Source organism: Kineococcus haloalkalitolerans, assembly GCF_050871905.1.
Classification (GTDB): domain Bacteria; phylum Actinomycetota; class Actinomycetes; order Actinomycetales; family Kineococcaceae; genus Kineococcus.
In genome coordinates this window covers 18,389-44,347 of sequence record NZ_JBJLSH010000039.1, presented here as the reverse complement: position 1 = coordinate 44,347, position 25,959 = coordinate 18,389, and the positions used below count along the sequence as shown (strand labels likewise).

At 71.8% G+C, this 25,959-nt stretch carries 39 protein-coding genes; all 39 read left to right on the top strand.

The features are described from left to right. Positions 1 to 327: 327 nt before the first annotated feature. Positions 328 to 702, top strand: a complete 375-nt coding sequence (rpsL, locus tag ACRYMY_RS15080; RefSeq protein ID WP_012084987.1) for a 30S ribosomal protein S12 — start codon at positions 328 to 330, stop codon at positions 700 to 702. Beyond that, the gene (gene rpsG / locus ACRYMY_RS15075) at positions 702 to 1,172 is read left to right on the top strand and encodes a 30S ribosomal protein S7 (RefSeq protein ID WP_369055806.1); all 471 of its coding nucleotides are present in this window, start codon (positions 702 to 704) and stop codon (positions 1,170 to 1,172) included. The genes rpsL and rpsG overlap by 1 nt, the downstream gene beginning before the upstream one ends. A gap of 56 nt (positions 1,173 to 1,228) precedes the next feature. After that, positions 1,229 to 3,331, top strand: coding sequence for an elongation factor G (gene fusA / locus ACRYMY_RS15070; RefSeq protein ID WP_432548049.1), 2,103 nt, complete (start codon positions 1,229 to 1,231; stop codon positions 3,329 to 3,331). Positions 3,332 to 3,466: 135 nt separating this feature from the next. Further along, the gene (gene tuf / locus ACRYMY_RS15065) at positions 3,467 to 4,660 is read left to right on the top strand and encodes an elongation factor Tu (RefSeq protein ID WP_432548048.1); all 1,194 of its coding nucleotides are present in this window, start codon (positions 3,467 to 3,469) and stop codon (positions 4,658 to 4,660) included. Between the two features lie 457 nt (positions 4,661 to 5,117). After that, positions 5,118 to 5,426 carry a 30S ribosomal protein S10 gene (rpsJ, locus tag ACRYMY_RS15060; protein ID WP_012084982.1) on the top strand — a complete coding sequence of 103 codons (309 nt, stop codon included), beginning with the start codon at positions 5,118 to 5,120 and terminating at the stop codon, positions 5,424 to 5,426. Positions 5,427 to 5,440: 14 nt separating this feature from the next. Beyond that, on the top strand, positions 5,441 to 6,100 hold the full coding sequence (gene rplC / locus ACRYMY_RS15055) for a 50S ribosomal protein L3 (RefSeq protein WP_369055803.1): 660 nt from the start codon (positions 5,441 to 5,443) through the stop codon (positions 6,098 to 6,100). Position 6,101: 1 nt separating this feature from the next. Continuing rightward, on the top strand, positions 6,102 to 6,806 hold the full coding sequence (gene rplD, locus ACRYMY_RS15050; protein WP_432548047.1) for a 50S ribosomal protein L4: 705 nt from the start codon (positions 6,102 to 6,104) through the stop codon (positions 6,804 to 6,806). Further along, positions 6,803 to 7,114 (top strand): 50S ribosomal protein L23, encoded by a 312-nt coding sequence (rplW, locus tag ACRYMY_RS15045; protein ID WP_432548046.1) that lies wholly within the window; start codon positions 6,803 to 6,805, stop codon positions 7,112 to 7,114. The genes rplD and rplW overlap by 4 nt, the downstream gene beginning before the upstream one ends. Positions 7,115 to 7,168: 54 nt before the next feature. Then, positions 7,169 to 8,005 (top strand): 50S ribosomal protein L2, encoded by an 837-nt coding sequence (gene rplB / locus ACRYMY_RS15040; protein ID WP_432548045.1) that lies wholly within the window; start codon positions 7,169 to 7,171, stop codon positions 8,003 to 8,005. A 17-nt stretch (positions 8,006 to 8,022) separates the two neighbouring features. Beyond that, positions 8,023 to 8,304, top strand: coding sequence for a 30S ribosomal protein S19 (rpsS, locus tag ACRYMY_RS15035; RefSeq protein WP_369055800.1), 282 nt, complete (start codon positions 8,023 to 8,025; stop codon positions 8,302 to 8,304). A 61-nt stretch (positions 8,305 to 8,365) separates the two neighbouring features. Further along, positions 8,366 to 8,746 carry a 50S ribosomal protein L22 gene (gene rplV, locus ACRYMY_RS15030; protein WP_369055799.1) on the top strand — a complete coding sequence of 127 codons (381 nt, stop codon included), beginning with the start codon at positions 8,366 to 8,368 and terminating at the stop codon, positions 8,744 to 8,746. Then, a complete protein-coding gene (rpsC, locus tag ACRYMY_RS15025; protein WP_432548044.1) occupies positions 8,746 to 9,594 on the top strand; it encodes a 30S ribosomal protein S3 in 849 nt (282 codons plus the stop codon). Before rplV ends, rpsC begins: the two co-directional genes overlap by 1 nt. 3 nt (positions 9,595 to 9,597) lie before the next feature. Next, positions 9,598 to 10,014, top strand: a complete 417-nt coding sequence (gene rplP / locus ACRYMY_RS15020) for a 50S ribosomal protein L16 (RefSeq protein WP_369055797.1) — start codon at positions 9,598 to 9,600, stop codon at positions 10,012 to 10,014. Beyond that, positions 10,014 to 10,262 carry a 50S ribosomal protein L29 gene (gene rpmC / locus ACRYMY_RS15015; protein ID WP_432548043.1) on the top strand — a complete coding sequence of 83 codons (249 nt, stop codon included), beginning with the start codon at positions 10,014 to 10,016 and terminating at the stop codon, positions 10,260 to 10,262. Before rplP ends, rpmC begins: the two co-directional genes overlap by 1 nt. Then, positions 10,259 to 10,549, top strand: a complete 291-nt coding sequence (gene rpsQ / locus ACRYMY_RS15010) for a 30S ribosomal protein S17 (protein WP_369055795.1) — start codon at positions 10,259 to 10,261, stop codon at positions 10,547 to 10,549. Before rpmC ends, rpsQ begins: the two co-directional genes overlap by 4 nt. Before the next feature lie 109 nt (positions 10,550 to 10,658). Then, positions 10,659 to 11,030: a 50S ribosomal protein L14 gene (gene rplN / locus ACRYMY_RS15005; RefSeq protein WP_242126750.1), complete on the top strand. Its 372-nt coding sequence runs from the start codon at positions 10,659 to 10,661 to the stop codon at positions 11,028 to 11,030. Positions 11,031 to 11,032: 2 nt separating this feature from the next. Continuing rightward, on the top strand, positions 11,033 to 11,404 hold the full coding sequence (gene rplX / locus ACRYMY_RS15000) for a 50S ribosomal protein L24 (RefSeq protein WP_369055794.1): 372 nt from the start codon (positions 11,033 to 11,035) through the stop codon (positions 11,402 to 11,404). Further along, positions 11,404 to 11,973 (top strand): 50S ribosomal protein L5, encoded by a 570-nt coding sequence (gene rplE, locus ACRYMY_RS14995; RefSeq protein ID WP_369055793.1) that lies wholly within the window; start codon positions 11,404 to 11,406, stop codon positions 11,971 to 11,973. The genes rplX and rplE overlap by 1 nt, the downstream gene beginning before the upstream one ends. Positions 11,974 to 11,975: 2 nt before the next feature. After that, positions 11,976 to 12,161, top strand: coding sequence for a type Z 30S ribosomal protein S14 (locus tag ACRYMY_RS14990; protein ID WP_369055792.1), 186 nt, complete (start codon positions 11,976 to 11,978; stop codon positions 12,159 to 12,161). 82 nt (positions 12,162 to 12,243) lie between these two features. Continuing rightward, entirely contained in the window at positions 12,244 to 12,642 is a 399-nt protein-coding gene (rpsH, locus tag ACRYMY_RS14985) for a 30S ribosomal protein S8 (protein ID WP_369055791.1), read from the top strand. A gap of 13 nt (positions 12,643 to 12,655) precedes the next feature. Then, positions 12,656 to 13,195: a 50S ribosomal protein L6 gene (gene rplF, locus ACRYMY_RS14980; protein WP_432548042.1), complete on the top strand. Its 540-nt coding sequence runs from the start codon at positions 12,656 to 12,658 to the stop codon at positions 13,193 to 13,195. Continuing rightward, positions 13,195 to 13,572: a 50S ribosomal protein L18 gene (rplR, locus tag ACRYMY_RS14975; protein WP_369055789.1), complete on the top strand. Its 378-nt coding sequence runs from the start codon at positions 13,195 to 13,197 to the stop codon at positions 13,570 to 13,572. The genes rplF and rplR overlap by 1 nt, the downstream gene beginning before the upstream one ends. A gap of 46 nt (positions 13,573 to 13,618) precedes the next feature. Then, positions 13,619 to 14,263 (top strand): 30S ribosomal protein S5, encoded by a 645-nt coding sequence (gene rpsE / locus ACRYMY_RS14970; RefSeq protein ID WP_369055788.1) that lies wholly within the window; start codon positions 13,619 to 13,621, stop codon positions 14,261 to 14,263. Continuing rightward, positions 14,263 to 14,445 (top strand): 50S ribosomal protein L30, encoded by a 183-nt coding sequence (gene rpmD / locus ACRYMY_RS14965; protein WP_432548041.1) that lies wholly within the window; start codon positions 14,263 to 14,265, stop codon positions 14,443 to 14,445. The genes rpsE and rpmD overlap by 1 nt, the downstream gene beginning before the upstream one ends. A gap of 1 nt (position 14,446) precedes the next feature. After that, the gene (gene rplO, locus ACRYMY_RS14960) at positions 14,447 to 14,908 is read left to right on the top strand and encodes a 50S ribosomal protein L15 (protein ID WP_432548040.1); all 462 of its coding nucleotides are present in this window, start codon (positions 14,447 to 14,449) and stop codon (positions 14,906 to 14,908) included. 226 nt (positions 14,909 to 15,134) lie between these two features. Continuing rightward, on the top strand, positions 15,135 to 16,436 hold the full coding sequence (gene secY / locus ACRYMY_RS14955) for a preprotein translocase subunit SecY (RefSeq protein ID WP_432548052.1): 1,302 nt from the start codon (positions 15,135 to 15,137) through the stop codon (positions 16,434 to 16,436). After that, entirely contained in the window at positions 16,433 to 17,011 is a 579-nt protein-coding gene (locus ACRYMY_RS14950) for an adenylate kinase (RefSeq protein WP_432548039.1), read from the top strand. The genes secY and ACRYMY_RS14950 overlap by 4 nt, the downstream gene beginning before the upstream one ends. Positions 17,012 to 17,020: 9 nt before the next feature. Continuing rightward, positions 17,021 to 17,833 carry a type I methionyl aminopeptidase gene (map, locus tag ACRYMY_RS14945; protein ID WP_432548038.1) on the top strand — a complete coding sequence of 271 codons (813 nt, stop codon included), beginning with the start codon at positions 17,021 to 17,023 and terminating at the stop codon, positions 17,831 to 17,833. A gap of 214 nt (positions 17,834 to 18,047) precedes the next feature. Continuing rightward, the gene (infA, locus tag ACRYMY_RS14940; RefSeq protein ID WP_166605559.1) at positions 18,048 to 18,269 is read left to right on the top strand and encodes a translation initiation factor IF-1; all 222 of its coding nucleotides are present in this window, start codon (positions 18,048 to 18,050) and stop codon (positions 18,267 to 18,269) included. A 70-nt stretch (positions 18,270 to 18,339) separates the two neighbouring features. Next, complete coding sequence (rpmJ, locus tag ACRYMY_RS14935) at positions 18,340 to 18,453, top strand: 50S ribosomal protein L36 (protein ID WP_106209588.1); 114 nt, start codon at positions 18,340 to 18,342, stop codon at positions 18,451 to 18,453. A 180-nt stretch (positions 18,454 to 18,633) separates the two neighbouring features. Next, a complete protein-coding gene (rpsM, locus tag ACRYMY_RS14930; RefSeq protein ID WP_369055782.1) occupies positions 18,634 to 19,014 on the top strand; it encodes a 30S ribosomal protein S13 in 381 nt (126 codons plus the stop codon). Positions 19,015 to 19,105: 91 nt separating this feature from the next. Further along, positions 19,106 to 19,513: a 30S ribosomal protein S11 gene (rpsK, locus tag ACRYMY_RS14925; RefSeq protein ID WP_369055781.1), complete on the top strand. Its 408-nt coding sequence runs from the start codon at positions 19,106 to 19,108 to the stop codon at positions 19,511 to 19,513. A 156-nt stretch (positions 19,514 to 19,669) separates the two neighbouring features. Continuing rightward, complete coding sequence (locus ACRYMY_RS14920) at positions 19,670 to 20,683, top strand: DNA-directed RNA polymerase subunit alpha (RefSeq protein ID WP_432548037.1); 1,014 nt, start codon at positions 19,670 to 19,672, stop codon at positions 20,681 to 20,683. A gap of 60 nt (positions 20,684 to 20,743) precedes the next feature. Further along, positions 20,744 to 21,364 carry a 50S ribosomal protein L17 gene (gene rplQ, locus ACRYMY_RS14915; RefSeq protein WP_432548036.1) on the top strand — a complete coding sequence of 207 codons (621 nt, stop codon included), beginning with the start codon at positions 20,744 to 20,746 and terminating at the stop codon, positions 21,362 to 21,364. A gap of 146 nt (positions 21,365 to 21,510) precedes the next feature. Next, on the top strand, positions 21,511 to 22,380 hold the full coding sequence (locus ACRYMY_RS14910; RefSeq protein WP_432548051.1) for a tRNA pseudouridine synthase A: 870 nt from the start codon (positions 21,511 to 21,513) through the stop codon (positions 22,378 to 22,380). A 52-nt stretch (positions 22,381 to 22,432) separates the two neighbouring features. Next, positions 22,433 to 22,963, top strand: a complete 531-nt coding sequence (locus ACRYMY_RS14905; protein WP_432548035.1) for a SixA phosphatase family protein — start codon at positions 22,433 to 22,435, stop codon at positions 22,961 to 22,963. A 62-nt stretch (positions 22,964 to 23,025) separates the two neighbouring features. After that, positions 23,026 to 24,708 carry an ATP-binding cassette domain-containing protein gene (locus tag ACRYMY_RS14900; RefSeq protein ID WP_432548034.1) on the top strand — a complete coding sequence of 561 codons (1,683 nt, stop codon included), beginning with the start codon at positions 23,026 to 23,028 and terminating at the stop codon, positions 24,706 to 24,708. Positions 24,709 to 24,882: 174 nt separating this feature from the next. Continuing rightward, positions 24,883 to 25,326 carry a 50S ribosomal protein L13 gene (gene rplM / locus ACRYMY_RS14895; protein ID WP_369055775.1) on the top strand — a complete coding sequence of 148 codons (444 nt, stop codon included), beginning with the start codon at positions 24,883 to 24,885 and terminating at the stop codon, positions 25,324 to 25,326. 50 nt (positions 25,327 to 25,376) lie between these two features. Continuing rightward, a complete protein-coding gene (gene rpsI / locus ACRYMY_RS14890) occupies positions 25,377 to 25,874 on the top strand; it encodes a 30S ribosomal protein S9 (protein WP_369055774.1) in 498 nt (165 codons plus the stop codon). Positions 25,875 to 25,959: the final 85 nt, after the last annotated feature.

Below are 25,959 nucleotides of genomic sequence, written 5' to 3'. Positions count from 1 at the left end.
CCGCCCGGCCCCGCGGGCCGCCGCGGCCCCCGCCGGCCCCCCCCCCCCCCCCCCCCCCCCCCCCCCCCCCCGCCGCCGCGCGGCCGGGCGGCCCGGAGCCGTTTTGACCGCCAGAAACGCGGCGGGTAGGCTCGTGTGCGCTTGACACGAGAGTGCCCGCGACCAGGTGACAGGACGTCGCCTTCCCGGGTCCTCAGACGAACGACACGCCCGACCTCGTGGGTCGGCGGGGTGTCGAGCGCCGGCCCAGGACGGGCGGCGCGGCCGGGGACCACCCGGTGAACCACCGAGCCGACACGCCAGATCGAGAACGAACACGGAGACAGGGTGCCCACCATCCAGCAGCTGGTCCGCAAGGGCCGGGAGGACAAGGTCGTCAAGACCAAGACGCCCGCGCTCAAGGGCAGCCCGCAGCGACGCGGCGTGTGCACCCGCGTCTACACCACTACGCCCAAGAAGCCCAACTCCGCGCTGCGCAAGGTGGCGCGCGTGAAGCTCACCAGCGGCATCGAGGTCACCGCCTACATCCCGGGCGTCGGCCACAACCTCCAGGAGCACTCGATGGTCCTGGTGCGCGGCGGTCGCGTGAAGGACCTGCCGGGTGTCCGCTACAAGATCGTCCGCGGTTCGCTCGACACGCAGGGCGTGAAGAACCGCAAGCAGGCCCGCAGCCGCTACGGCGCGAAGAAGGAGAAGAGCTGATGCCGCGCAAGGGTCCCGCCCCCAAGCGTCCCCTGGTCGTCGACCCCGTCTACCAGTCGCCGCTCGTGACGCAGCTCGTCAACAAGATCCTCCTCGACGGCAAGAAGTCCGTCGCCGAGAACATCGTGTACGGCGCGCTCGAGGGCGCCCGCACGAAGACCGGCAACGACCCCGTCGTGATCCTCAAGCGCGCGCTGGACAACGTGAAGCCCGCGCTCGAGGTCCGCTCGCGCCGCGTCGGCGGCTCGACCTACCAGGTGCCGATCGAGGTGCGCCCGAGCCGCTCGACGACGCTCGCGCTGCGCTGGCTCGTCGGCTACGCCCGGCAGCGCCGCGAGAAGACGATGACCGAGCGCCTGCTCAACGAGATCCTCGACGCCTCGAACGGCCTCGGTGCCGCGGTCAAGCGCCGCGAGGACACCCACAAGATGGCCGAGTCGAACCGGGCCTTCGCGCACTACCGCTGGTGATCCCAGCGGCACCTCGCCGACGAACCCCCTCGATCCCAGGGAAGAGGCAGTAAACCGTGGCACAGGACGTGCTGACGGACCTGACCAAGGTCCGCAACATCGGCATCATGGCCCACATCGACGCCGGCAAGACCACGACCACCGAGCGGATCCTCTTCTACACGGGGATCAACTACAAGATCGGTGAGGTCCACGACGGCGCGGCGACGATGGACTGGATGGAGCAGGAGCAGGAGCGGGGGATCACCATCACCTCCGCCGCCACCACCTGCTTCTGGGAGGGCACCCAGATCAACATCATCGACACGCCCGGCCACGTCGACTTCACGGTCGAGGTCGAGCGGTCGCTGCGCGTCCTCGACGGCGCGGTCGCCGTCTTCGACGGCAAGGAGGGCGTCGAGCCCCAGTCCGAGACGGTGTGGCGGCAGGCGGACAAGTACGACGTCCCCCGCATCTGCTTCGTCAACAAGATGGACAAGCTCGGCGCGGACTTCTTCTTCACCGTCCGCACCATCGTCGACCGCCTCGGCGCCGAGCCGCTGGTCATGCAGATCCCGATCGGCTCGGAGAACGACTTCCAGGGCGTCGTTGACCTCGTCTACATGCGCGCCCTGACGTGGAGCGCGGACGCCGCCAAGGGCGAGGCCTACGAGAAGGGCCCGATCCCGGCCGAGCTGCAGGAGCAGGCCGAGGAGTACCGCCAGAAGCTCGTCGAGCGCGTCGCCGAGACCGACGAGGCGCTGCTGGAGAAGTACCTGGGCGGCGAGGACCTGACCCCCGAGGAGATCAAGGCCGGCGTCCGCCAGCTGACGATCAACAGCGAGGTCTACCCGGTCTTCTGCGGCTCCGCGTTCAAGAACAAGGGCGTGCAGCCCATGCTCGACGCGGTCCTGGACTACCTCCCCTCGCCGCTGGACGTGAAGCCCATGGTCGGCCACAAGGTCGGCGACGAGTCGGTGGAGATCGTCCGCCACTCCGACGCCGACGAGCCGTTCTCCGGCCTGGCCTTCAAGGTCGCCGCGCACCCGTTCTTCGGGAAGCTGACCTACGTCCGCGTGTACTCCGGGCGCATCGCCGCCGGCTCGCAGGTCGTCAACTCGACCAAGGGCAAGAAGGAGCGCATCGGGAAGCTCTTCCAGATGCACTCCAACAAGGAGAACCCGGTCGAGGAGGCCCGCGCGGGCCACATCTACGCGATGATCGGCCTCAAGGAGACGACGACCGGCGACACGCTGTCGGACCCGCAGGACCAGGTGGTCCTGGAGTCGATGACGTTCCCCGAGCCCGTCATCTCCGTGGCGATCGAGCCGAAGACCAAGGGCGACCAGGAGAAGCTGGGCACCGCGATCCAGCGCCTGGCCGAGGAGGACCCGACCTTCCAGGTCGAGCTGGACCAGGAGACGGGCCAGACGATCATCAAGGGGATGGGCGAGCTCCACCTCGACATCCTCGTGGACCGCATGAAGCGCGAGTTCAAGGTCGAGGCGAACGTCGGCAAGCCGCAGGTCGCCTACCGCGAGACCATCCGCCGCGCGGTCGAGAAGATGGACTACACCCACAAGAAGCAGACGGGTGGCTCGGGCCAGTACGCGAAGGTCCAGGTGACCATCGCGCCGCTGGACACCTCCGACGGCCAGTTCTACGAGTTCGAGAACAAGGTCACCGGTGGGCGCGTCCCGCGCGAGTACATCCCGTCGGTGGACGCGGGCATCCAGGACGCCATGCAGCTGGGCGTCGTGGCCGGCTACCCGCTGGTCGGCGTGAAGGCGACCCTGCTCGACGGTGCGGCGCACGACGTCGACTCCTCCGAGATGGCCTTCAAGATCGCCGGCTCGATGGTCCTCAAGGAGGCCGTCAAGCGCGCGGACCCGGTCCTGCTCGAGCCGGTCATGGCCGTCGAGGTGCGCACGCCCGCCGACTACATGGGCGACGTGATCGGCGACCTGAACTCCCGGCGCGGCCAGATCGAGTCCATGGAGGACGTCAGCGGCGCCAAGGTCGTCAAGGCCAGCGTCCCGCTGTCGGAGATGTTCGGCTACGTCGGCGACCTCCGGTCCAAGACCCAGGGTCGCGCCGTCTACACGATGCAGTTCGCCAACTACGCGGAGGTCCCGCGCAACGTGGCGGACGAGATCGTCAAGAAGGTGCGCGGGGAGTAAGCCCGCTGCGGCCGTCCCGGGGGCCACGCGCCCCCGGGACAGACGAACCCCGGGTCACCACACTGGTGGGCCGGACACCCACCCACCCGACCCACCGGGTCGGGGCAGAAGCGACAGTCCCGAGGAGGACCCCCAGTGGCGAAGGCGAAGTTCGAGCGGACTAAGCCGCACGTCAACATCGGCACGATCGGTCACATCGACCACGGGAAGACGACGCTGACGGCGGCGATCACCCGCGTGCTGCACGACAAGTTCCCGGAGCTGAACAAGGCCTCGGCGTTCGACCAGATCGACAAGGCTCCCGAGGAGCGTCAGCGCGGCATCACGATCTCGATCGCGCACGTCGAGTACCAGACCGAGGCGCGCCACTACGCGCACGTCGACTGCCCCGGTCACGCGGACTACATCAAGAACATGATCACCGGTGCGGCGCAGATGGACGGCGCCATCCTGGTGGTCGCCGCCACCGACGGCCCGATGCCGCAGACCAAGGAGCACGTCATCCTGGCCCGCCAGGTCGGCGTCCCCTACATCGTCGTCGCCCTGAACAAGGCCGACATGGTGGAGGACGAGGAGCTCCTCGAGCTCGTCGAGATGGAGGTGCGCGAGCTCCTCTCGTCCTACGAGTTCCCGGGCGACGACGTGCCGGTCGTGCGCGTGTCCGCGCTCAAGGCCCTCGAGGGCGACGCCGAGTGGGGCGACAAGCTCATGGAGCTCATGGACGCGGTCGACACCGCGATCCCCGAGCCCCAGCGCGCGATCGACCAGCCCTTCCTGATGCCGATCGAGGACGTCTTCACGATCACCGGCCGCGGCACCGTCGTGACCGGCCGCATCGAGCGCGGTGTCCTCAACGTCAACCAGGAGGTCGAGGTCGTCGGCATCCGTCCGGCGTCCACCAAGACCACCGTGACCAGCATCGAGATGTTCAACAAGATGCTGGACACCGGCCAGGCCGGCGACAACGCCGCCCTGCTGCTGCGCGGTCTCAAGCGCGACGACGTCGAGCGGGGTCAGGTCGTGACCAAGCCCGGCTCGATCACGCCGCACACCGAGTTCGAGGGCCAGGCGTACATCCTGTCCAAGGACGAGGGTGGCCGTCACACGCCGTTCTACAACAACTACCGTCCGCAGTTCTACTTCCGGACGACCGACGTCACGGGCGTCGTCTCGCTGCCCGAGGGCACCGAGATGGTCATGCCCGGTGACAACACCGAGATGAAGGTCGACCTCATCCAGCCCATCGCGATGGAAGAGGGCCTGAAGTTCGCGATCCGCGAGGGTGGCCGCACCGTCGGCGCCGGTCGGGTCACGAAGATCATCAAGTGAGCCGCGCCGGCGGGGGAGCGTCCAGCTTCCCCGCCGGACCGCTCGGCGCTGCGGGGCGGGTCCTGACCGGGACCCGCCCCGCCGTCGTGCGAGGCCACCCCGCGCGCGGCGGGGGAGCGGCCCGGCCGCCGGTGCCGCCGGAGCCCGATTGGACCGGTGGCCGTGCTGTCTGGCAGACTGTCGGGGTTGCTGTGCCGCCGCGGGTCCGTCCCGCCTGGTAGCCGGCGACCGCGAACGTCGAACGACACCGGCGCTGACCGCCCGGGGCGGGCGGCGGACGGTCTACCTGAACAGGACGACAGTCGTGGCACGCCACGGCGAGGACCACACCGGGCAGCCGGGTGAGGGTGCAGAACGTGCGAGAGCGCGACACGCCCGACCTCGGGGGTCGGGGCCGCAGGGCCCCGCGCCGCGCGCGAGTCAGTAGCGGGACGAAGAGAGAGAGTCAGACGACGCCATGGCGGGACAGAAGATCCGCATCAGGCTCAAGGCCTACGACCACGAGGTCATCGACAGCTCGGCGCGCAAGATCGTCGACACGGTGACCCGGACGGGCGCTTCGGTGGCCGGGCCCGTGCCGCTGCCGACCGAGAAGAACGTCTACTGCGTCATCCGCTCGCCGCACAAGTACAAGGACAGCCGCGAGCACTTCGAGATGCGCACCCACAAGCGCCTCATCGACATCATCGACCCGACGCCGAAGACGGTCGACTCGCTCATGCGCCTCGACCTGCCGGCGGGCGTCGACATCGAGATCAAGCTCTGAGGGACTCAACGACGATGAGCGACAGGCAAGTGCGAGGGGTGCTCGGCACCAAGCTCGGCATGACGCAGCTGTGGGACGAGGCGAACCGCCTCGTGCCCGTGACGGTCGTCAAGGTCGAGCCCAACGTCGTGACCCAGGTCCGCACCACGGACGCCGACGGCTACGAGGCCGTCCAGATCGCCACCACGGCGATCGCCGCCCGCAAGGCCAACAAGCCCGCGGCTGGCCACTTTGCGAAGGCCGGCGTGGCGCCGCGCCGCCACCTGGTGGAGCTGCGCACCACCGACGCCGCCGAGTACTCGCTCGGCCAGGAGGTCACCGCCGAGGTGTTCGACTCCGGCGTCGTGGTCGACGTCGTGGGCACCACCAAGGGCAAGGGCACCGCCGGTGTCATGAAGCGCCACGGCTTCGCCGGTGTCGGCGCCTCCCACGGTGCGCACCGCAACCACCGCAAGCCCGGTTCGATCGGCGGCTGCGCCACCCCGGGCCGCGTCTTCAAGGGCATGCGGATGGCCGGGCGCATGGGCGCCGTGCGCCAGACGACCCAGAACCTGACGGTCCACGCGGTGGACGCGGAGAAGGGCCTGCTGCTCATCACGGGCGCCGTCCCCGGCCCCCGCGGTGCCGTGGTCCTCGTCAAGAGCGCCGCCAAGGCGCGCGTGAAGGAGGCCTGAGATGACTGCGACGACGGAAGCCGCCCAGGCGATCACCGTCCCGCTGCGCACGGCCGACGGTGGCACCAACGGGACCGTCGAGCTGCCGGCGAAGGACTTCGGCCGCCAGGTCAACATCCCGCTGATCCACCAGGTCGTGACCGCGCAGCTGGCCGCGGCCCGCCAGGGCACGCACGCCACCAAGACCCGCGGCGAGGTCCGCGGCGGTGGCAAGAAGCCCTACAAGCAGAAGGGCACCGGCCGCGCCCGCCAGGGCTCGCTGCGCGCCCCGCAGTTCACCGGCGGTGGCACGGTCCACGGCCCGCAGCCGCGCGACTACTCGCAGCGGACGCCCAAGAAGATGAAGGCGGCCGCCCTGCGCGGTGCGCTCTCCGACCGGGTGCGCCACGACCGCCTGCACGTGGTCGAGGGCCTCGTCGGCGGGGACGCCCCCTCGACGAAGACCGCCGTGAAGCTGCTGCAGGCGCTCTCGGGCCGCAAGAACGTCCTCGTGGTGCTCACCCGCGCCGACGAGGTCTCGGTGAAGAGCCTGCGCAACATCGCCGGGGTGCACGTCCTGCCGGCGGACCAGCTCAACACCTACGACGTCCTGAAGTCCGACGACGTCGTGTTCACCCGCGACGCGCTGGACGCGTTCGTCGCCGGCCCGCCCACGGGCCGCAGCGCCACCGCGGTGGCCGCTGAGTCCGAAGGGAGCACCCTGTGAGCGCCATCGGCGGAACCCGCAAGGACCCGCGCGACATCCTCATCGCGCCCGTCGTCTCCGAGAAGAGCTACGGGCTCATCGACGAGGGCAAGTACACGTTCGTCGTGGACCCGGGCGCGAACAAGACCGAGATCAAGATCGCCGTGGAGAAGGTCTTCGGCGTGAAGGTGGCGTCGGTCAACACCGCGAACCGGCAGGGCAAGGCCCGCCGCACGCGGTTCGGCACCGGCCGCCGCAAGGACACCAAGCGGGCCATCGTGACGTTGCGCGAGGGCACGATCGACATCTTCGGCGGCTCGGTCGCCTGAGCCCCAGGGCTCGCACGACTGCCGTAGACACCTTCGAACCCGAGGAACGACGCCATGGGAATCCGCAAGTACAAGCCGACGACGCCGGGCCGCCGCGGCTCGTCCGTCGCCGACTTCGTCGAGATCACGCGGAGCGAGCCGGAGAAGTCGCTCGTCCGCCCGCTGACCAAGACCGGTGGCCGCAACGCCTCCGGCCGCATCACCACCCGCCACATCGGCGGGGGGCACAAGCGCGCCTACCGCGTCATCGACTTCCGTCGTGACGACAAGGACGGCGTGCCCGCCAAGGTCGCGCACATCGAGTACGACCCCAACCGCACGGCGCGCATCGCGCTGCTGCACTACGCCGACGGCGAGAAGCGCTACATCATCGCGCCGACCCGCCTGAAGCAGGGCGACCGGATCGAGAACGGCCCCACGGCCGACATCAAGCCGGGCAACAACCTGCCGCTGCGCAACATCCCCGTCGGCACCGTGATCCACGCGATCGAGCTCCGCCCCGGCGGCGGCGCGAAGATCGCCCGCTCCGCCGGCGCGAGCGTCCAGCTCGTGGCGCGCGAGGGCCGCTTCGCCCAGCTGCGCATGCCGTCGGGCGAGATCCGCAACGTCGACGTCCGCTGCCGCGCGAGCATCGGCGAGGTCGGCAACGCGGAGCAGTCGAACATCAACTGGGGCAAGGCCGGCCGCATGCGCTGGAAGGGCCGTCGTCCCACCGTCCGCGGTGTCGCCATGAACCCGATCGACCACCCGCACGGTGGTGGTGAGGGCAAGACCTCCGGCGGCCGCCACCCGGTCAGCCCGTGGGGCCAGCCCGAGGGTCGCACGCGCCGCCCGGGCAAGGAGAGCGACAAGCTCATCGTCCGTCGCCGCCGCACCGGCAAGAAGCGCTGACAGGAGACCGGCCACCCATGCCTCGCAGCTTGAAGAAGGGCCCCTTCGTCGACGACCACCTCCAGAAGAAGGTGGACGCCCAGAACGAAGCGGGCACGCACAACGTCATCCGGACCTGGTCCCGCCGTTCGCTCATCACGCCGGACTTCCTGGGCCACACGTTCGCGGTGCACGACGGTCGCAAGCACGTCCCCGTCTTCGTGACGGAGTCGATGGTCGGGCACAAGCTCGGCGAGTTCGCGCCCACGCGGACTTTCCGCGGCCACGAGAAGGACGACCGCAAGGGCCGTCGCCGCTGACCCTCCGGGTCCGCGACACGAACAGCAGTCACCGAGACTGAGACCAGAAGGCAGGACAGGGATGGAAGCCAAGGCGCAGACGCGGTACCTCCGCGTCACGCCCCAGAAGGCGCGCCGAGTCGTCGACATGGTCCGTGGCAAGCAGGCCACCGAAGCCGTCGCCGTGCTCACGTTCGCCCCGCAGTCGGCGGCCGAGCCGGTGCGCAAGCTCGTCGAGAGCGCGATCGCCAACGCGCGGTTCCTCGCCGACAAGCACTCGGAGGCGTTCGACCCGGACACGCTCGTCGTCCAGGCGATCCACGTCGACGAGGGCCCGACGATGAAGCGGTTCCGTCCCCGCGCCCAGGGCCGCGCGGGACGCATCCTGAAGCGCACGAGCCACATCACCGTGGTCGTCGCGCCGAAGGTTCCCGGCGCCAAGAAGACGAGGAGGACCCGATAGTGGGACAGAAGGTCAACCCGCACGGGTTCCGACTGGGCATCACGACCGACCACAAGAGCCGCTGGTTCGCGGACTCCACCAAGACGGGTCAGCGCTACGCCGACTACGTCAAGGAGGACGTCGCGATCCGCCGCCTCCTGTCCAAGGGCATGGAGCGCGCCGGCATCTCGAAGGTGGAGATCGAGCGCACCCGCGACCGCGTGCGCGTCGACATCCACACCGCCCGGCCGGGCATCGTCATCGGCCGTCGTGGTGCGGAGGCCGACCGCCTGCGCGGCGAGCTGGAGAAGCTCACGGGCAAGCAGGTGCAGCTGAACATCCTCGAGGTCAAGAACCCCGAGGTCGACGCGCAGCTGGTGGCCCAGGGCATCGCCGAGCAGCTCGCGAGCCGCGTGTCCTTCCGGCGCGCCATGCGCAAGGGCATGCAGACCTCGCTGCGCTCGGGCGCCAAGGGCATCCGCGTCAACTGCGCCGGCCGCCTGGGCGGCGCGGAGATGAGCCGGTCGGAGTTCTACCGCGAGGGTCGTGTGCCGCTGCACACGCTGCGCGCGAACATCGACTACGGCTTCTACGAGGCCCGCACCACGTTCGGCCGCATCGGCGTGAAGGTGTGGATCTACCACGGTGACGTGACCAGCCGCGAGCTGGCCCAGTCGCAGGCCGCCGCTCCGCGCGCCCCCCGTCGCGGGGAGCGCGGCGAGCGCGGTGAGCGCGGCGGGCGTCGCCGTCCGACGCAGGAGACCGCCGGTGCTCCCGTGGCCGAGGCCGCGGCCGGTGCCGGCGCGCCGACCGGCGAGGCCGCCCAGCAGCCCGCCACCGGCAAGGGCACCAACGGAACGGAGGCCTGACCCGTGCTGATCCCACGCCGAGTCAAGCACCGCAAGCAGCACCACCCCACGCGCCGCGGCGCGGCCACCGGCGGCACCCGGGTCACCTTCGGTGAGTACGGGATCATGGCCGTCGAGGGCGGGTACATCACGAACCGGCAGATCGAGTCGGCTCGTATCGCCATCACCCGGCACATCCGTCGTGGCGGCAAGGTCTGGATCAACATCTACCCGGACCGCCCGCTGACGAAGAAGCCGGCCGAGACCCGCATGGGGTCCGGCAAGGGTTCGCCCGAGTGGTGGATCGCGAACGTCAAGCCCGGGCGCGTGATGTTCGAGCTGTCGTTCCCCAACGAGAAGGTGGCCTCGGAGGCGCTGACCCGCGCCATCCACAAGCTGCCCGTCAAGTGCAAGATCGTGCGCCGCGAGGGTGGTGAGTGATGGCCGTCGGGACGAAGGGCCTGAGCGCCGACGAGCTGCGCGGGTTCGACGACGCCAAGCTGGTCGAGGAGCTGCGGAAGGCCAAGGAGGAGCTGTTCAACCTCCGCTTCCAGTCCGCGACCGGTCAGCTGGAGAACAACAGCCGGCTGAAGGCGGTCAAGCGGGACATCTCCCGCATCTACACGACGATGCGCGAGCGCGAGCTCGGCATCAGCGACGCGCCGACCAGCGAGGAGGTCGCCAAGTGAGCGAGCAGAGCGCCACGAGCGCGACGCCGGCGACGGAGCGCGGCTACCGCAAGACCCGCCGCGGCTACGTCGTCAGCGACAAGATGCAGAAGACCGTGGTGGTCGAGGTCGAGGACCGCGTCAAGCACGCGCTCTACGGCAAGGTCATCCGCCGCACCACCAAGGTGAAGGCGCACGACGAGGCCTCCTCGGCCGGTGTGGGCGACCTCGTCCTCATCGCCGAGACCCGGCCGCTGTCCGCCACCAAGCGCTGGCGCGTCGTCGAGGTCCTCGAGCGCGCCAAGTGACCTCGGGCGGAGCGCCCGGCGCGCACCGCCCCCCGTACCCCATGTCCGTTCGGCCAGGCTCGGCGCCCCTCGCGGGGCGCCGAGAACCGGCGCGACGAAGGAGTAGAGAGTGATCCAGCAGGAGTCGCGGCTCAAGGTCGCCGACAACACGGGTGCCAAGGAGATCCTGTGCATCCGCGTGCTCGGCGGTTCCGGCCGCCGCTACGCGGGCATCGGTGACGTGATCGTGGCCACGGTCAAGGACGCGATCCCCGGTGGCAACGTGAAGAAGGGCGACGTGGTCAAGGCCGTGATCGTCCGCACCAAGAAGGAGCGTCGCCGCGCCGACGGTTCCTACATCCGCTTCGACGAGAACGCCGCCGTGATCCTCCGCGCCGACGGCGGCGACCCGCGCGGGACCCGCATCTTCGGGCCCGTCGGTCGCGAGCTGCGCGAGAAGAAGTTCATGAGGATCATCTCGCTGGCTCCGGAGGTGCTCTGACCATGGGGAAGATCCGCATCAAGAAGGGTGACCTGGTCCAGGTCATCACCCGCGTGCGCGGTCGCCGCAACGACGACGGCACCAAGACGTCCGACCTCGGCAAGCAGGGCAAGGTCCTGGAGGTCTTCGCCGACACGCAGCGCGTGCTGGTCGAGGGCGTCAACCAGATGAAGCGGCACACCAAGGCCCGCCCCGGCGTGGCCGGCGGCATCGAGGTCCGCGAGGCCCCGATCCACATCAGCAACGTGCAGCTGGTGGACCCGGAGACGGGCAAGCCGACCCGCGTGGGCATCCGCACCGAGCAGGTGGAGCGCGACGGGCGCACGAAGACCAAGCGCATCCGCGTCGCCAAGCGCTCCGGCAAGGACATCTGATGACTGTTGAGACCCAGACCCGCGCCCTTCCCCGCCTGAAGCAGCGCTACCGCGACGAGATCAAGGGCCAGCTGCACGAGCAGTTCGGCTACGCCAACGTCATGCTCGTCCCCGGCCTGGTCAAGGTCGTGGTGAACATGGGTGTCGGCGAGGCCGCCCGCGACTCCAAGCTCATCGACGGCGCCGTGCGCGACCTGACCGTGATCACCGGTCAGAAGCCGCAGGTGACCCGGGCCCGCAAGTCCATCGCCCAGTTCAAGCTGCGCGAGGGCATGCCGATCGGCGCGCACACCACGCTGCGCGGCGACCGGATGTGGGAGTTCCTGGACCGCCTGGTGTCGCTCGCGCTGCCCCGGATCAGGGACTTCCGCGGTCTGTCGCCGAAGCAGTTCGACGGGAACGGCAACTACACCTTCGGTCTCACGGAGCAGTCGATGTTCCACGAGATCGACCAGGACAAGATCGACCGCGTCCGCGGCATGGACATCACGGTCGTGACGACTGCCAAGACCGACGACGAGGGCCGCGCGCTGCTCCGCGCGCTGGGCTTCCCGTTCAAGGAGAACTGACCGTGGCGAAGACCGCTCTCGTTACCAAGGCCGCGCGCAAGCCGAAGTTCGCTGTCCGCGCCTACACCCGCTGCCAGCGCTGCGGGCGCCCGCACGCGGTGTTCCGCAAGTTCGGCATCTGCCGCATCTGCCTGCGGGAGATGGCGCACCGCGGCGAGCTGCCCGGTGTGACCAAGAGCAGCTGGTGACCTCCAACATCACGACGACGCCGAAGGTCCGCACCGCGCCCCGCGGTGCGGAAACCCCGGCGAGGAAGGGCGGACGAGCCCGATGACGATGACCGATCCCATCGCGGACATGCTGACGCGTCTGCGCAACGCCAACTCGGCGTACCACGACACCGTCTCCATGCCGTACAGCAAGCTGAAGTCGCACATCGCCGAGATCCTCCAGGCCGAGGGCTACATCGCCTCGTGGACCGTCGAGGACGCCGAGGTCGGCAAGAAGCTGACGCTGAACCTCAAGTTCGGCCCCAACCGCGAGCGTGCGATCGCCGGCCTGCGCCGCGTGAGCAAGCCCGGTCTGCGGGTCTACGCGAAGTCGACGAACCTGCCCCGCGTCCTCGGTGGCCTCGGCGTGGCGATCCTGTCCACGTCCAGCGGGCTGCTGACCGACCGGCAGGCCAACAAGAAGGGCGTGGGCGGGGAAGTCCTCGCCTACGTCTGGTGAGGGAGGAGGACTCATGTCGCGCATCGGTCGACTCCCCGTCCAGGTGCCTTCGGGCGTGGACGTGACCGTGGACGGCCCCGCCGTCACGGTCAAGGGCCCCAAGGGGACCCTGTCGCACACGGTCCCGGCGCCCATCGCGGTGGAGCGCACGGACGAGGGCGCCCTGCGGGTCTCGCGCCCGGACGACGAGCGCACGTCCCGCGCGCTGCACGGCCTGACCCGCACGCTCCTGGCCAACATGGTCGAGGGCGTCACGAACGGCTACGTGAAGCGCCTGGAGATCGTGGGCACGGGCTACCGCGTCACGGCCCGCGGCTCGGACCTCGAGTTCGCGCTCGGCTTCAGCCACCCGGTGGTCGTCAAGGCCCCGGACGGCATCACCTTCGCGGTCGAGAACCCCACCCGCTTCTCGGTGGCGGGCATCGACAAGCAGCAGGTGGGCGAGGTCGCCGCCAACATCCGCAAGCTGCGCAAGCCCGACCCGTACAAGGGCAAGGGCGTGCGCTACGCCGGCGAGCAGATCCGCCGCAAGGTCGGAAAGGCTGGTAAGTGATGGCTCTCTCCGTGCAGCGCACCCAGAAGGGCACCGCGGCCGCTCGCAAGCGCCGCCACGTCCGCGTGCGCAAGAAGGTCGTCGGCACCGCCGTGCGACCGCGCCTGGTGGTCACCCGCTCCACGCGGCACGTCTTCGTGCAGGTCATCGACGACGCCGCCGGTCACACGCTGGTGTCGGCCTCGACCATGGAGGCGGACCTGCGCGCCAGCGGCGACGACAAGTCGGCCAAGGCCAAGGCCGTCGGCGTCCTCGTCGGCGAGCGCGCCAAGGCGGCCGGCATCGAGGCCGTGGTCTTCGACCGCGGCGGCAACCGCTACGCGGGGCGCGTGGCGGCCATCGCCGACGGCGCCCGCGAGGCGGGGCTGTCCCTGTGACGACCCGCCCCGTCATGACGACGACGATCGAGATGAGGAACGTCTGATGCCTGGACCCCAGCGCCGAGGCGCCGGCGCCGGTGCGGCCGGCGCCGGCGGTGACCGCAACGACAACCGTCGGGACCGCCGCGACGGCGGCCGCGACCAGCGCGGACGGGGTGACGCGGGCGACCGCGGCAACTTCGTCGAGCGCGTGGTGACCATCAACCGCGTGGCCAAGGTCGTCAAGGGCGGCCGCCGCTTCAGCTTCACGGCCCTCGTGGTCGTGGGCGACGGCGACGGCACCGTCGGTGTCGGCTACGGCAAGGCCAAGGAGGTGCCCGCGGCGATCGCCAAGGGCGTCGAGGAGGCCAAGAAGAACTTCTTCCGCGTGCCCCGCATCCAGGGCACCATCCCGCACCCCATCCAGGGCGAGAAGGCGGCCGGCGTGGTCATGCTGCGCCCGGCCTCCCCGGGTACCGGTGTCATCGCCGGCGGCCCGGTGCGCGCCGTGCTGGAGTGCGCGGGCGTCCACGACGTCCTGAGCAAGTCGCTCGGGTCGGACAACGCGATCAACATCGTGCAGGCGACGATCGAGGCCCTGCGCGGTCTCGAGCGTCCCGAGCAGGTCGCGGCCCGCCGCGGTCTGCCCGTCGAGGACGTCGCCCCGGCCGCGCTGCTGCGCGCCCGCGCCGCGGGGGTGAGCGCCTGATGGGACGCTTCAAGGTGACGCAGGTCAAGTCCGCCATCGGCGGCAAGCAGAACCAGCGGGAGACGCTGCGCAGCCTCGGGCTGCGCGGCATCGGGCAGAGCGTCGTCAAGGACGACAAGCCCGAGTTCCGCGGGATGGCCAAGACCGTCGAGCACCTCGTGACGGTCGAGGAGGTTGACTGACATGGCGAACGACACGGGCGAGCACGTCCTCAAGGTGCACCACCTGCGCCCCGCCCCGGGCGCGAAGACGGCCAAGACGCGCGTCGGCCGCGGTGAGGCCAGCAAGGGCAAGACCGCGGGTCGCGGCACCAAGGGCACCAAGGCCCGCTACCAGGTGCCCGAGGCCTTCGAGGGCGGGCAGATGCCGCTGCACATGCGGCTGCCCAAGCTCCGCGGCTTCAAGAACCCCTTCCGGGTCGAGTACCAGGTCGTCAACGTGGGGGAGCTCGCGACGCTCTTCCCCGAGGGCGGCGCGGTGACGGTCGACGACCTCGTGGCCAAGGGCGCGGTCCGCAAGGGCCACCTGGTCAAGGTCCTCGGCACCGGCGAGGTGTCCGTGGCGCTGCAGGTCAGCGCGCACAAGTTCTCCGGCTCGGCGGCCGAGAAGATCGCCGCCGCCGGCGGCTCGGCCACCACGGTCTGAGCCGGCGCACCACCGGCCCCCGGGCCCTCCGCCACGCGGCGGTAGCGACGAGTGATCGTCTGCTACCGCCGCGTGGTCGTTGTGGGGGACTGTAGGGTTCCCCCGAGGGGCGGTGACGTCCCTCGACGGCACCACCCGCACCACCGGCACCACCCGTTCGCCCCGTCCGACAGTCCCCACCCCGTCTCCCGCGCCCGCCGCGAGGAGGGCGGTGCAGGAGGTTGAAGTGCTCACCGCTCTGGGCCGCGCGTTCCGCACGCCGGACCTGCGCCGCAAGCTGCTGTTCACGCTCGGCATCATCGTGCTCGTCCGCCTCGGCTCCTTCGTGCCGACGCCCGGCGTCGACTACGCCGCCGTGCAGCAGTGCATCGCGCAGGCCGAGACGGGCAACAGCCTGCTCGGCCTCGTCAACCTCTTCTCCGGCGGCGCGCTCCTGCAGCTGTCCGTCTTCGCGCTCGGGATCATGCCGTACATCACGGCGAGCATCATCGTGCAGCTGCTGACGGTCGTGATCCCGCGCTTCGAGGAGCTGAAGAAGGAGGGGCAGGCGGGCACCTCCAAGCTCACGCAGTACACCCGCTACCTCACCATCGCCCTCGCGGTCCTGCAGTCGACGACGTACGTGTCCATCGCCCGCGACCCGGTCCGGCTCTTCCAGGTGGACTGCGCGCAGGTGGTGCCCGACCAGAGCCTGCCGACCATCGCGCTCATGGTCCTGACCATGACCGCCGGCACCGGCCTGATCATGTGGCTCGGCGAGAACATCACCGAGCGCGGCGTCGGCAACGGCATGTCCCTGCTGATCTTCACGCAGATCGCGGCCACCTTCCCCACCTCGCTGTGGGCCATCGGGCGCGAGCAGGGCTGGATCACCTTCGCCGGCATCCTCGCCATCGGGCTGGTCGTGGTGGCGGCGGTCGTGGCCGTCGAGCAGTCCCAGCGCCGCGTGCCGGTGCAGTACGCCAAGCGGATGGTCGGCCGTCGCGTGTACGGCGGCAGCAGCACCTACATCCCGCTGAAGGTCAACATGGCCGGCGTCATCCCGATCATCTTCGCCTCGTCGCTGCTGTACCTGCCGGCCCTGGTCTCGCAGTTCGCCGCCGACCAGAACGCCGGCTGGGTGCTGTGGATCAACGAGCACTTCACCCGGGGCGACCACCCGGTCTACATGGCCGTCTACTTCCTGCTGATCATCTTCTTCGCGTTCTTCTACGTGGCGATCACGTTCAACCCGGACGAGGTCGCGGAGAACATGCGCAAGTACGGGGGCTTCATCCCCGGCGTGCGGGCGGGCCGGCCCACCGCGGAGTACCTGGACTACATCCTCACGCGCATCACGCTGCCGGGGTCGCTGTACCTTGGCCTGATCTCGTTGCTGCCGCTGATCGCGTTCGTCGCGTTCAACGCGAACCAGAACTTCCCCTTCGGGGGCACGTCGATCCTCATCATCGTCGGCGTCGGTCTGGAGACCGTGAAGCAGATCGAGTCCCAGCTCCAGCAGCGCAACTACGAAGGGTTCCTGCGATGACGCGTCTCGTGCTCCTCGGTCCCCCCGGTGCCGGCAAGGGCACCCAGGCCAAGCTCCTGTCGACCCGCCTGGGCATCCCCGCCATCTCCACGGGCGACATCTTCCGCGCCAACGTCGCGCAGGGCACCGAGCTGGGCCGCACCGCGAAGGAGTACATGGACGCGGGCCGCTACGTGCCCGACAGCGTCACCAACGCGATGGTCCGCGACCGCCTGGCCGAGGCCGACGCGCAGGACGGCTTCATCCTCGACGGCTACCCGCGCACCACCGACCAGGTCCGCGAGCTGGACGACATGCTCACCGAGCGCGGCGGCAAGCTGGACGCCGTCCTGGAGATCACCGCGGACACCGACGAGCTCGTGCGCCGGCTGACCCGGCGCGCGCAGCTGGAGGGCCGCAGCGACGACACCGAGGACGTCGTGCGCACCCGCCAGGAGGTCTACAAGGAGCAGACCGCCCCGCTGGTGCAGGTCTACGCCGAGCGCGGCCTGCTGCGCAGCGTCGACGGCCTGGGGGAGGTCCCCGCCGTGACCGCCCGCCTGCTCGACGCGCTCGGCCGCACCGACGAGGCCTGAGGGGCGCTCGTGCTGGGCCGGGAGAAGATCGAGCTGAAGACGCCCGAGCAGGTGCTCGCGATGCGCAAGGCCGGGCTGCTGACGTACGCGGCCCTCAACACGGCCCGCAGCGCGCTGCGCCCGGGCGTCACGACCCGCGAGCTCGACGCGCTCGCCGAGGACGTCATCCGCTCCGGGGGAGGGACGCCCAACTTCCTCGGGTACCACGGCTACCCGGCCACGCTGTGCATCTCGGTCAACCACGTGGTGGTGCACGGCATCCCCGGTGACCAGGTCCTCGAGGAGGGCGACGTCGTCTCGATCGACGGCGGGTGCGTCGTGGACGGCTGGCACGGCGACTCCGCCTTCACGCAGATCGTCGGCGAGCCGCGCGAGGCCGCCGACGCCGAGCTCGTGGAGGTCACCCGGCAGGCGCTGTGGCGCGGCATCGCGGCGCTGGCCCGCCGCGGTCGCGTCGGCGACGTGGGCGACGCCGTCGAGGACGCCGTGGACGGCCGCTTCGGCATCGTCGACGGCTACACCGGCCACGGCATCGGCACCGCCATGCACATGCCCCCGGACGTCCTGAACTACCGCACGCGCGACCGGGGACCGAAGGTCCGCACCGGCATGTGCCTGGCCGTGGAGCCCATGTGCACCCGCGGCGGGGTCGACACCGAGGTGCTGGCCGACGAGTGGACCGTGGTGACGGCCGACGGCTCGCGCGCGGCGCACTGGGAGCACACCGTCGCCGTGCTCGACGACGCCCTGTGGGTGCTCACCGCCCCCGACGGCGGCGCCGAGGAGCTCGCGCCCCTCGGCGTCACCGTCCCCCAGGAGTAGCGCCCCGCCGGCGCCCCGGCGGCGCCGCGGGCGGCACGGCCACCCCGGGCGGTCCCGGGAAGCGCTGCGACACACCCGACCTCGGGGGGCGGCGGGGCCGATTTCGGATCCGGCGCGCCGTCGCGTAAGCTTGACCGTCGGTCCGCCGTGCCTCCGTCGTGCACCCGCACGTCGGTGGAGGCGGGCACGAACCCCACACATGGAAGCGGAGGCTATGCCGAAGAAGGACGGCGTCATCGAGATCGAGGGCACCGTGGTCGAAGCCCTGCCCAACGCGATGTTCCGCGTCGAGCTGAGCAACGGCCACAAGGTCCTGGCGCACATCTCCGGGAAGATGCGCCAGCACTACATCCGGATCCTCCCCGAGGACCGGGTCGTCGTCGAGCTCAGCCCGTACGACCTGTCCCGCGGGCGCATCGTCTACCGCTACAAGTGAGCCCACTGGCCGCCGGCCGGCGACCTCCCGCGCCCGCGGGCTGTTCGCGGCCCGCACGACCGGAGACACGATGAAGGTCAAGCCGAGCGTCAAGAAGATCTGCGACAAGTGCAAGGTGATCCGCCGCCACGGCCGGGTCATGATCATCTGCGACAACCTGCGCCACAAGCAGCGCCAGGGCTGACGCAGCACCACCCGGCCGCCGCACCGCGGCGGCCGGACCATCGCACCACCCGCCGCACCGCCCCGGGGCACGTCCCCGGACCGGTGCGGTGACACCCCCGGTCGGAGGCCGGGGACCCGTCTGACGAGGCCGGGGCAGGTGGTGCGGCAGACCTCCGACGAACGAGGGACACGAACCCGCATGGCACGTCTCGTCGGCGTCGACCTCCCCCGCGAGAAGCGGCTGGAGATCGCGCTCACCTACATCTTCGGCGTCGGACGCACCCGCGCCCTGGAGACCCTGACCGCCACCGGCGTCAGCCCGGACCGCCGCGTGCGCGACCTGTCCGACGACGAGCTGGTCGCGCTGCGCGACCACATCGAGGCCAACTACCGCGTCGAGGGCGACCTGCGGCGCGAGGTGGCCGCGGACATCCGCCGCAAGGTCGAGATCGGTTCCTACGAGGGCCTGCGGCACCGCCGCGGTCTGCCCGTGCGCGGTCAGCGCACGAAGACCAACGCCCGCACCCGCAAGGGCCCGAAGCGCACGGTCGCCGGCAAGAAGAAGGCCGGCCGCAAGTAAGCGCTGACGCGCCGCCCGCACCGGGCGCCGCTGCCGGGGTCACGCCCCGCCCTCGTACACCCGCCCCCTCGTCCACTGGAGTCCGGACACCATGCCTCCCAAGAGCCGTCAGGCCACGGCGACGCGCAAGCCGCGCCGCAAGGAGAAGAAGAACGTCTCCCACGGCCACGCGCACATCAAGAGCACCTTCAACAACACCATCGTCTCGATCACGGACCCGACCGGTGCCGTGATCGCGTGGGCCTCCGCCGGCCAGGTCGGCTTCAAGGGCTCGCGCAAGTCGACGCCGTTCGCCGCGCAGATGGCCGCCGAGGCCGCCGCGCGCCGTGCGCAGGAGCACGGGATGCGCAAGGTCGACGTCTTCGTCAAGGGCCCGGGCTCGGGCCGCGAGACCGCGATCCGCTCGCTGCAGGCCACCGGCCTGGAGGTCGGCGCGATCCAGGACGTCACCCCCAGCCCGCACAACGGCTGCCGGCCCCCCAAGCGCCGGCGCGTCTGACCTCCCCGGACCCAGCGCCCCCGCCCCTCGGGCGGCGGGCGCTGCGGTCCGTCCCGGTCGAACCTCACCCTCGATCGAGCCAGACCCCGTCGGTGGACCGATGCTGACGGGCGTGCGGGGCGTCATATGGCGGACGCCCGCGGGAAGGAAGACTCCGTGCTGATCGCTCAGCGCCCCACCCTCACCGAGGACGTCGTCGACGAGTACCGCTCGCGCTTCGTCATCGAGCCCCTGGAGCCGGGTTTCGGCTACACCCTGGGCAACTCGCTGCGCCGGACCCTGCTGTCCTCCATCCCGGGCGCGGCCGTGACCAGCCTCCGCATCGACGGCGTGCTGCACGAGTTCACCAGCGTCCCCGGGGTCAAGGAGGACGTCACCGAGCTCGTCCTCAACATCAAGAACCTCGTCGTCTCCTCCGAGCACGACGAGCCGGTCGTCATGTACCTGCGCAAGCAGGGCCCCGGCGCCGTGACCGCCGCCGACATCGCGCCCCCGGCCGGTGTCGAGGTGCACAACCCCGACCTGCACATCGCCACGCTCAACGGCAAGGGCAAGCTCGAGATGGAGCTGACCGTCGAGCGCGGTCGCGGCTACGTCTCCGCGGCGCAGAACAAGAGCGGCGAGCAGGAGATCGGCCGGATCCCGGTCGACTCCATCTACTCGCCCGTGCTGAAGGTGACGTACAAGGTCGAGGCCACGCGCGTGGAGCAGCGCACCGACTTCGACCGCCTCGTGGTCGACGTCGAGACCAAGCGCGCCATCACCCCGCGCGACGCCGTCGCCTCCGCCGGCAAGACGCTCACCGAGCTGTTCGGCCTGGCCCGCGAGCTCAACGTCGAGGCCGAGGGCATCGACATGGGCCCCTCGCCGACCGACGCGGCCCTGGCCGCCGACCTGGCGCTGGAGATCGAGGCGCTGGACCTCACGGTCCGCTCCTACAACTGCCTCAAGCGCGAGGGCATCCACTCCGTCGGGGAGCTCGTCTCGCGCAGCGAGGCCGACCTGCTCGACATCCGCAACTTCGGGCAGAAGTCCATCGACGAGGTGAAGGCCAAGCTCGCCGGCATGGGCCTGCACCTGAAGGACTCCCCGCCCGGGTTCGACCCGAGCGCCGTCGTCAACGACTTCGAGGAGGACGACACGTCCTTCGCCGAGGACGAGCAGCTCTGACCGTCCGCTGACCGCCGCCCGCACCAGCGGGCGGCGGCGACCCCGAGGAGATCGACAACCATGCCCACGCCCACCAAGGGACCGCGGCTCGGCGGCGGGCCGGCCCACGAGAAGCTCATCCTCGCCAACCTGGCGACGCAGCTCTTCGAGCACCGCAGCATCACCACGACCGAGGCCAAGGCCCGCCGCCTGCGCCCGTTCGCGGAGAAGCTGGTCACCTTCGCCAAGAAGGGCGACCTCGCCTCGCGCCGGCAGGTCATGCGCACCATCCGCGACAAGTCCGTCGTGCACTTCCTGTTCACCGAGATCGCCCCGGCGATGTCGGAGCGGCAGGGCGGGTACACCCGCATCGTGAAGATCGGCCCGCGCAAGGGCGACAACGCCCCCATGGCGGTCATCCAGCTCGTCATGGAGCCGGTCAGCGCCAAGCAGGCCACCGTCCGCGAGGCCGAGCGCGCGACCGCGGGCGCGGCGGCCGCCGCCACCGCCGCGGCGGCCACCGAGGCCACCGACGTCGAGCCCGGCTCGGTCGACCAGCCCGACACCCTCCCCGAGGGTGCGCCCGGCGCTGACACCGGCGCCGAGGTCGACGCCGCCGAGGCCGACCCGAGCGACGAGTCCACCGGCACCACGCCCGAGACGTCCACGGACGCCCAGGGCACCGGCGAGGAGAAGGCCTGACCGCCTCCCCGCCGCCCGACGAGCCCGCCCTCCCCACCGGGGAGGGCGGGCTCGTCGCCGTCGTGCCCGCGGGCGCGCCGGACCCCGCGGACGCGAGCGGGCCCGCCGGCGCTCCCGCCGCAGCCCCCGTGCGGCTGCGCCTGGACCTGGGCTACGACGGCGGCGCGTTCTCCGGCTGGGCCGAGCAGCCCGGTCTGCGCACCGTCCAGGGCGTGCTCGCCCACGGTCTGCAGCGCGTCCTGCGGCTGGACGAGCCGCCGCGCCTGGTCGTGGCCGGGCGCACCGACGCGGGCGTGCACGCCGCCGGCCAGGTGTGCCACGTCGACGTGCCGCGCGCCGCCTGGCTGGCCGCGCCCGGCCGCTCCGACGCCCCGCCCGGCGCGGCGCTCGTGCGCCGCCTGGCCGGCGTGCTGCCGCCCGACGTGCGCGTGCACGGCGCCCGCGAGGCGCCGGAGGGCTTCGACGCCCGCTTCGGCGCCCTGCGCCGCCGCTACGCCTACCGCGTCAGCGACGCGCCCGCCGGCGCCCCGCCGCTGCTGCGCTCGCACGTGCTGGCGCACCGGCGCCCGCTCGACGCGGTCGCCATGGACGCGGCGGCGGCCCGCCTGACGGGTCTGCACGACTTCGCCGCGTACTGCCGGCCCCGCGAGGGCGCCACCACCGTGCGGACCCTGCTGCGCTACGCCTGGACGCGCCGCCACGACGGGCTGCTCGAGGCCGACGTGCAGGCCGACGCCTTCTGCCACTCCATGGTCCGCGCCCTCGTCGGCGCCGTCCTGGCGGTGGGGGAGGGGCGCCGTGAGGTCGACTGGCCCGCCCGCGTCCTCGCCGCCGGCCGCCGCGACCCCGGCGTGGCCGTCGTCGCCCCGCACGGCCTCGTCCTCGAGGAGGTCGTCTACCCGGCCGACGTCGACCTCGCCGCGCGCGCCGCCCAGGCGCGCGCCGTGCGCACCGCCCCCGGTGCTCCCTCCGCGCCGTCCGCGCCCGTCGGCCCCGTCGTCCCGCCCTGCTGCTGAGCCGCACCCCCGGGCGCCGCGCCCGCGCGGGCGTCCGGCAGGCTGTGGGCCCGTGCCCACGCTCGTCGTGCTCCGCCACGCCAAGGCCGACACCCCCCCGGGGCTCCAGGACATCGCCCGCCCCCTGGCCGAGCGCGGCCGCGCCGACGCCGAGGCGGCCGGCCGGTGGCTGGCCGAGCACGTCGGCCTGCCCTCCCTGGTCGTCACCTCCCCGGCGCGCCGCACCGAGGAGACCACCGCGCGCGTCCTGGACGCCTGGGACGCCGAACCGCCCGTCGTGGACGAGGAGCGGCTCTACGAGGCCACGCTGGGCGACCTGCTGCGCGTCGTGCGGGGCCTGGACGCCGACCCCGGCGACGGTCCGGCGGCCGCTCCCGGGGCCCCGGGCGGCCTGTCGGGGCCGGACGGCACCGTCGTGCTCGTGGGCCACAACCCGGGGCTGAGCGACCTCGTGGAGGCCCTGACGGGCGAGGTGCTGCAGCTGCGCACGTGCGGGATCGCCGTCCTCGACGTGGCCGGGCCGTGGGCCGACGCCGACACCACCAGCTGCTCGCTGCGCGCCACCGCCACCCCGCGCGCGTGAGCCGGGCGGGGGCCGGGAACCCGGGGGCGCCCGGCGGGCGCGGCCGGGCAGACTGACCGCTCGTGGGTCACGTCGACGTCCAGGCCGTCAGCCACGAGCTGCCCGACGGGCGGCCCCTGCTGCACGAGGTGTCCTTCCGCGTCGCCGACGGCACCACCACCGCGCTGGTGGGCCCCAACGGCACCGGCAAGACGACGCTGCTGCGCCTGGTGGCCGGGGACGAGCCGCTGCAGTCCGGCGCGGTCGCCCGCAGCGGCGGCCTGGGCGTGATGCGCCAGTTCGTCGGCTCGGTGCGCGACGCCACCTCGGTCGGCGAGCTGCTGCTGTCGGTGGCCCCGCCGCCGCTGCGCGCGGCGGCCGCGGCCGTGGAGGCGGCCGAGCTGGCGATGCTCGAGACCGACGCCGAGCGCGAGCAGCTGCGCTACGCGCAGGCGCTGGCCGACTTCGGCGACGTCGGCGGCTACGAGGCCGAGGTGGGCTGGGACGAGTGCACCGCCGCGGCCCTGGGGGTGCCGTTCGAGGCGTGCCGGCACCGCCTGGTGCGCACCCTCTCCGGCGGCGAGCAGAAGCGCCTGGTGCTGGAGGCGCTGCTGCGCGGCCCGGACGAGGTGCTGCTGCTGGACGAGCCGGACAACTACCTCGACGTGCCGGGCAAGCGGTGGTTGGAGGAGCAGCTGCGGGCCACGGCCAAGTCGGTGCTGCTGGTCAGCCACGACCGCGAGCTGCTCGCCGCGGCCGCCGACCGCGTCGTCACCCTGGAGCCGGGCGCGCTGGGCGCCGTCTCCTGGGTGCACGGCGGCTCGTTCGCCACCTACGGCGCCGCGCGCACCGCGCGCGGGGAGCGCCTGGAGGAGCTGCGCCGGCGCTGGGACGAGGACCGCGCGAAGCTGCGCGCCCTGGTGCTGTCGCTGCGGGAGAAGGCGAAGTTCAACGACGGGGTGGCTTCGCGCTACGCGGCGGCGCAGACCCGCCTGGCCCGGTTCGAGGAGGCCGGCCCGCCGCAGGCGCCGCCGGCCGCGCAGGACGTGCGGATGCGCCTGCGCGGGGGCCGCACGGGCAAGCGGGCGGTGGTGTGCGAGGGGCTGGAGCTGACGGGGCTGATGGCGCCCTTCGACGCGGAGCTGCACCTGGGCGACCGGGTGGCGGTGCTGGGCTCCAACGGCTCGGGCAAGTCGCACTTCCTGCGGCTGCTGGCGGCCGGCGGCTCCGACCCGGACCCCGAGCACGCCCCCGTGGACGAGCACGCCGTGGCGCCGGTGCCGCACACCGGGACGGCCCGCCTGGGCGCCCGGGTGCGGCCGGGCTGGTTCGCCCAGACGCACGAGCAGCCGGCGCTGGTGGGGCGCACCCTCCTGGACGTGCTGCACCGCGGCACCGCCCACCGGGCCGGGATGGACCGCGAGGCGGCGGCGCGGGCGCTGGACCGCTACGGGCTGGCCGCCGCCGCCGAGCAGCGCTTCGAGGACCTCTCGGGCGGGCAGCAGGCCCGGTTGCAGGTCCTGCTGCTGGAGCTGTCGGGGGCCACCCTGCTGCTGCTGGACGAGCCGACCGACAACCTGGACCTGCACTCCGCCGAGGCGCTGGAGCGCGCGCTGGCCGCCTTCGAGGGCACGGTGGTGGCGGTGACGCACGACCGGTGGTTCGCCCGCGGCTTCGACCGCTTCCTCGTCTTCGGCGCCGACGGACGGGTCGTGGAGAGCGCGGAGCCGGTCTGGGACGTCGCCCGGGTGGCGCGCGCCCGCTGACGGCGCGGGGGCGGTCCCGGGCCGTCCGGGGGCCGCCCGCGCAGCCGTTTTGACCGGGCGGCGGGGCGACGGGTATCGTCACTGGCCGTTGTGCCCGCGCAGTTGCCCGCCCTTCCCGGCGAGGCCCCAGGCGGGGGCCGTCCGGTAATCGTCTCGAGGAGATGGGCAAGCCCCGTGCGCACGTTCACCCCGAAGCCCGGCGACATCGACCGCCGCTGGCTCGTCATCGACGCGGAGGACGTCGTGCTCGGCCGCCTGGCGTCGCAGACGGCGATCCTGCTCCGCGGCAAGCACAAGCCGACCTTCGCCCCGCACGTCGACAACGGTGACCACGTCATCATCGTCAACGCCGCCAAGGTGGCCCTGACCGGCTCCAAGCGCGACCAGAAGCTCGCCTACCGGCACTCCGGGTACCCCGGCGGCCTGAAGGCCACCGGCTACACCGAGCTGCTGGAGAAGAACCCCGAGCGCGCCGTCGAGAAGGCCGTCCGCGGGATGCTGCCGAAGACGACCCTCGGCCGCCAGATGCTGTCCAAGCTCAAGGTGTACGCGGGTCCCGAGCACCCGCACGCGGCCCAGCAGCCGCAGGCCTTCGAGCTGTCCCAGGTCGCGCAGTAGTCGCGGCACGCCCACCGCGACACCGCTGAGCAGACCCACCGAGGAGAACCGTGGCCGAGTACACGACCGAGACCGTCGAGGACGTCACCGAGTCCGACGACTTCACCGGCACCTACACCACCGAGTCCGCCCAGCCGCGGACCGGCGGTTCGAGCATCATCGCCCCCGGCGCGGCCACCGGCCGCCGCAAGGAGGCCATCGCCCGCGTCCGCATCGTCCCCGGCACCGGCCGCTGGACGATCAACGGGCGTGACCTGGAGGGGTACTTCCCCAACAAGGTCCACCAGCAGCTCGTCAACGAGCCGTTCCGCGTCACCGAGCTCGAGGGCTCGTTCGACGTCATCGCCCGCATCTCCGGCGGCGGCAGCTCCGGCCAGGCCGGCGCCCTGCGCCTGGGCGTGGCCCGCGCGCTGAACGCCATCGACCTCGAGGCGAACCGCCCGGCGCTGAAGAAGGCCGGCTTCCTGACCCGCGACCCGCGGGCCACCGAGCGCAAGAAGGCCGGCCTGAAGAAGGCCCGCAAGGCGCCGCAGTTCAGCAAGCGCTGATCCGGCCCCGCGGCAGCGGGAGCCACAGCAGCGAGAACGGCCCCGGGGCTCGTCCCCGGGGCCGTTCTCGTGTCGGCAGGTACGG

What these genes read in the sequence shown, in the direction of transcription:
- rplQ (WP_432548036.1), top strand. Translation starts at nt 20,744, where the DNA reads ATGCCCACGCCCACCAAGGGACCGCGGCTCGGCGGCGGGCCGGCCCAC.
- rpsH (WP_369055791.1), top strand. Translation starts at nt 12,244, where the DNA reads ATGACGATGACCGATCCCATCGCGGACATGCTGACGCGTCTGCGCAAC.
- rplF (WP_432548042.1), top strand. Translation starts at nt 12,656, where the DNA reads ATGTCGCGCATCGGTCGACTCCCCGTCCAGGTGCCTTCGGGCGTGGAC.
- rplV (WP_369055799.1), top strand. Translation starts at nt 8,366, where the DNA reads ATGGAAGCCAAGGCGCAGACGCGGTACCTCCGCGTCACGCCCCAGAAG.
- rplE (WP_369055793.1), top strand. Translation starts at nt 11,404, where the DNA reads ATGACTGTTGAGACCCAGACCCGCGCCCTTCCCCGCCTGAAGCAGCGC.
- rpsS (WP_369055800.1), top strand. Translation starts at nt 8,023, where the DNA reads ATGCCTCGCAGCTTGAAGAAGGGCCCCTTCGTCGACGACCACCTCCAG.
- infA (WP_166605559.1), top strand. Translation starts at nt 18,048, where the DNA reads ATGCCGAAGAAGGACGGCGTCATCGAGATCGAGGGCACCGTGGTCGAA.
- rpsK (WP_369055781.1), top strand. Translation starts at nt 19,106, where the DNA reads ATGCCTCCCAAGAGCCGTCAGGCCACGGCGACGCGCAAGCCGCGCCGC.
- ACRYMY_RS14950 (WP_432548039.1), top strand. Translation starts at nt 16,433, where the DNA reads ATGACGCGTCTCGTGCTCCTCGGTCCCCCCGGTGCCGGCAAGGGCACC.
- rplB (WP_432548045.1), top strand. Translation starts at nt 7,169, where the DNA reads ATGGGAATCCGCAAGTACAAGCCGACGACGCCGGGCCGCCGCGGCTCG.
- rpsG (WP_369055806.1), top strand. Translation starts at nt 702, where the DNA reads ATGCCGCGCAAGGGTCCCGCCCCCAAGCGTCCCCTGGTCGTCGACCCC.
- rpmD (WP_432548041.1), top strand. Translation starts at nt 14,263, where the DNA reads ATGGGACGCTTCAAGGTGACGCAGGTCAAGTCCGCCATCGGCGGCAAG.
- rplD (WP_432548047.1), top strand. Translation starts at nt 6,102, where the DNA reads ATGACTGCGACGACGGAAGCCGCCCAGGCGATCACCGTCCCGCTGCGC.
- rpsM (WP_369055782.1), top strand. Translation starts at nt 18,634, where the DNA reads ATGGCACGTCTCGTCGGCGTCGACCTCCCCCGCGAGAAGCGGCTGGAG.
- rpmC (WP_432548043.1), top strand. Translation starts at nt 10,014, where the DNA reads ATGGCCGTCGGGACGAAGGGCCTGAGCGCCGACGAGCTGCGCGGGTTC.
- rpmJ (WP_106209588.1), top strand. Translation starts at nt 18,340, where the DNA reads ATGAAGGTCAAGCCGAGCGTCAAGAAGATCTGCGACAAGTGCAAGGTG.
- rplX (WP_369055794.1), top strand. Translation starts at nt 11,033, where the DNA reads ATGGGGAAGATCCGCATCAAGAAGGGTGACCTGGTCCAGGTCATCACC.
- rplR (WP_369055789.1), top strand. Translation starts at nt 13,195, where the DNA reads ATGGCTCTCTCCGTGCAGCGCACCCAGAAGGGCACCGCGGCCGCTCGC.
- rplC (WP_369055803.1), top strand. Translation starts at nt 5,441, where the DNA reads ATGAGCGACAGGCAAGTGCGAGGGGTGCTCGGCACCAAGCTCGGCATG.
- rplO (WP_432548040.1), top strand. Translation starts at nt 14,447, where the DNA reads ATGGCGAACGACACGGGCGAGCACGTCCTCAAGGTGCACCACCTGCGC.
- rpsE (WP_369055788.1), top strand. Translation starts at nt 13,619, where the DNA reads ATGCCTGGACCCCAGCGCCGAGGCGCCGGCGCCGGTGCGGCCGGCGCC.
- rpsJ (WP_012084982.1), top strand. Translation starts at nt 5,118, where the DNA reads ATGGCGGGACAGAAGATCCGCATCAGGCTCAAGGCCTACGACCACGAG.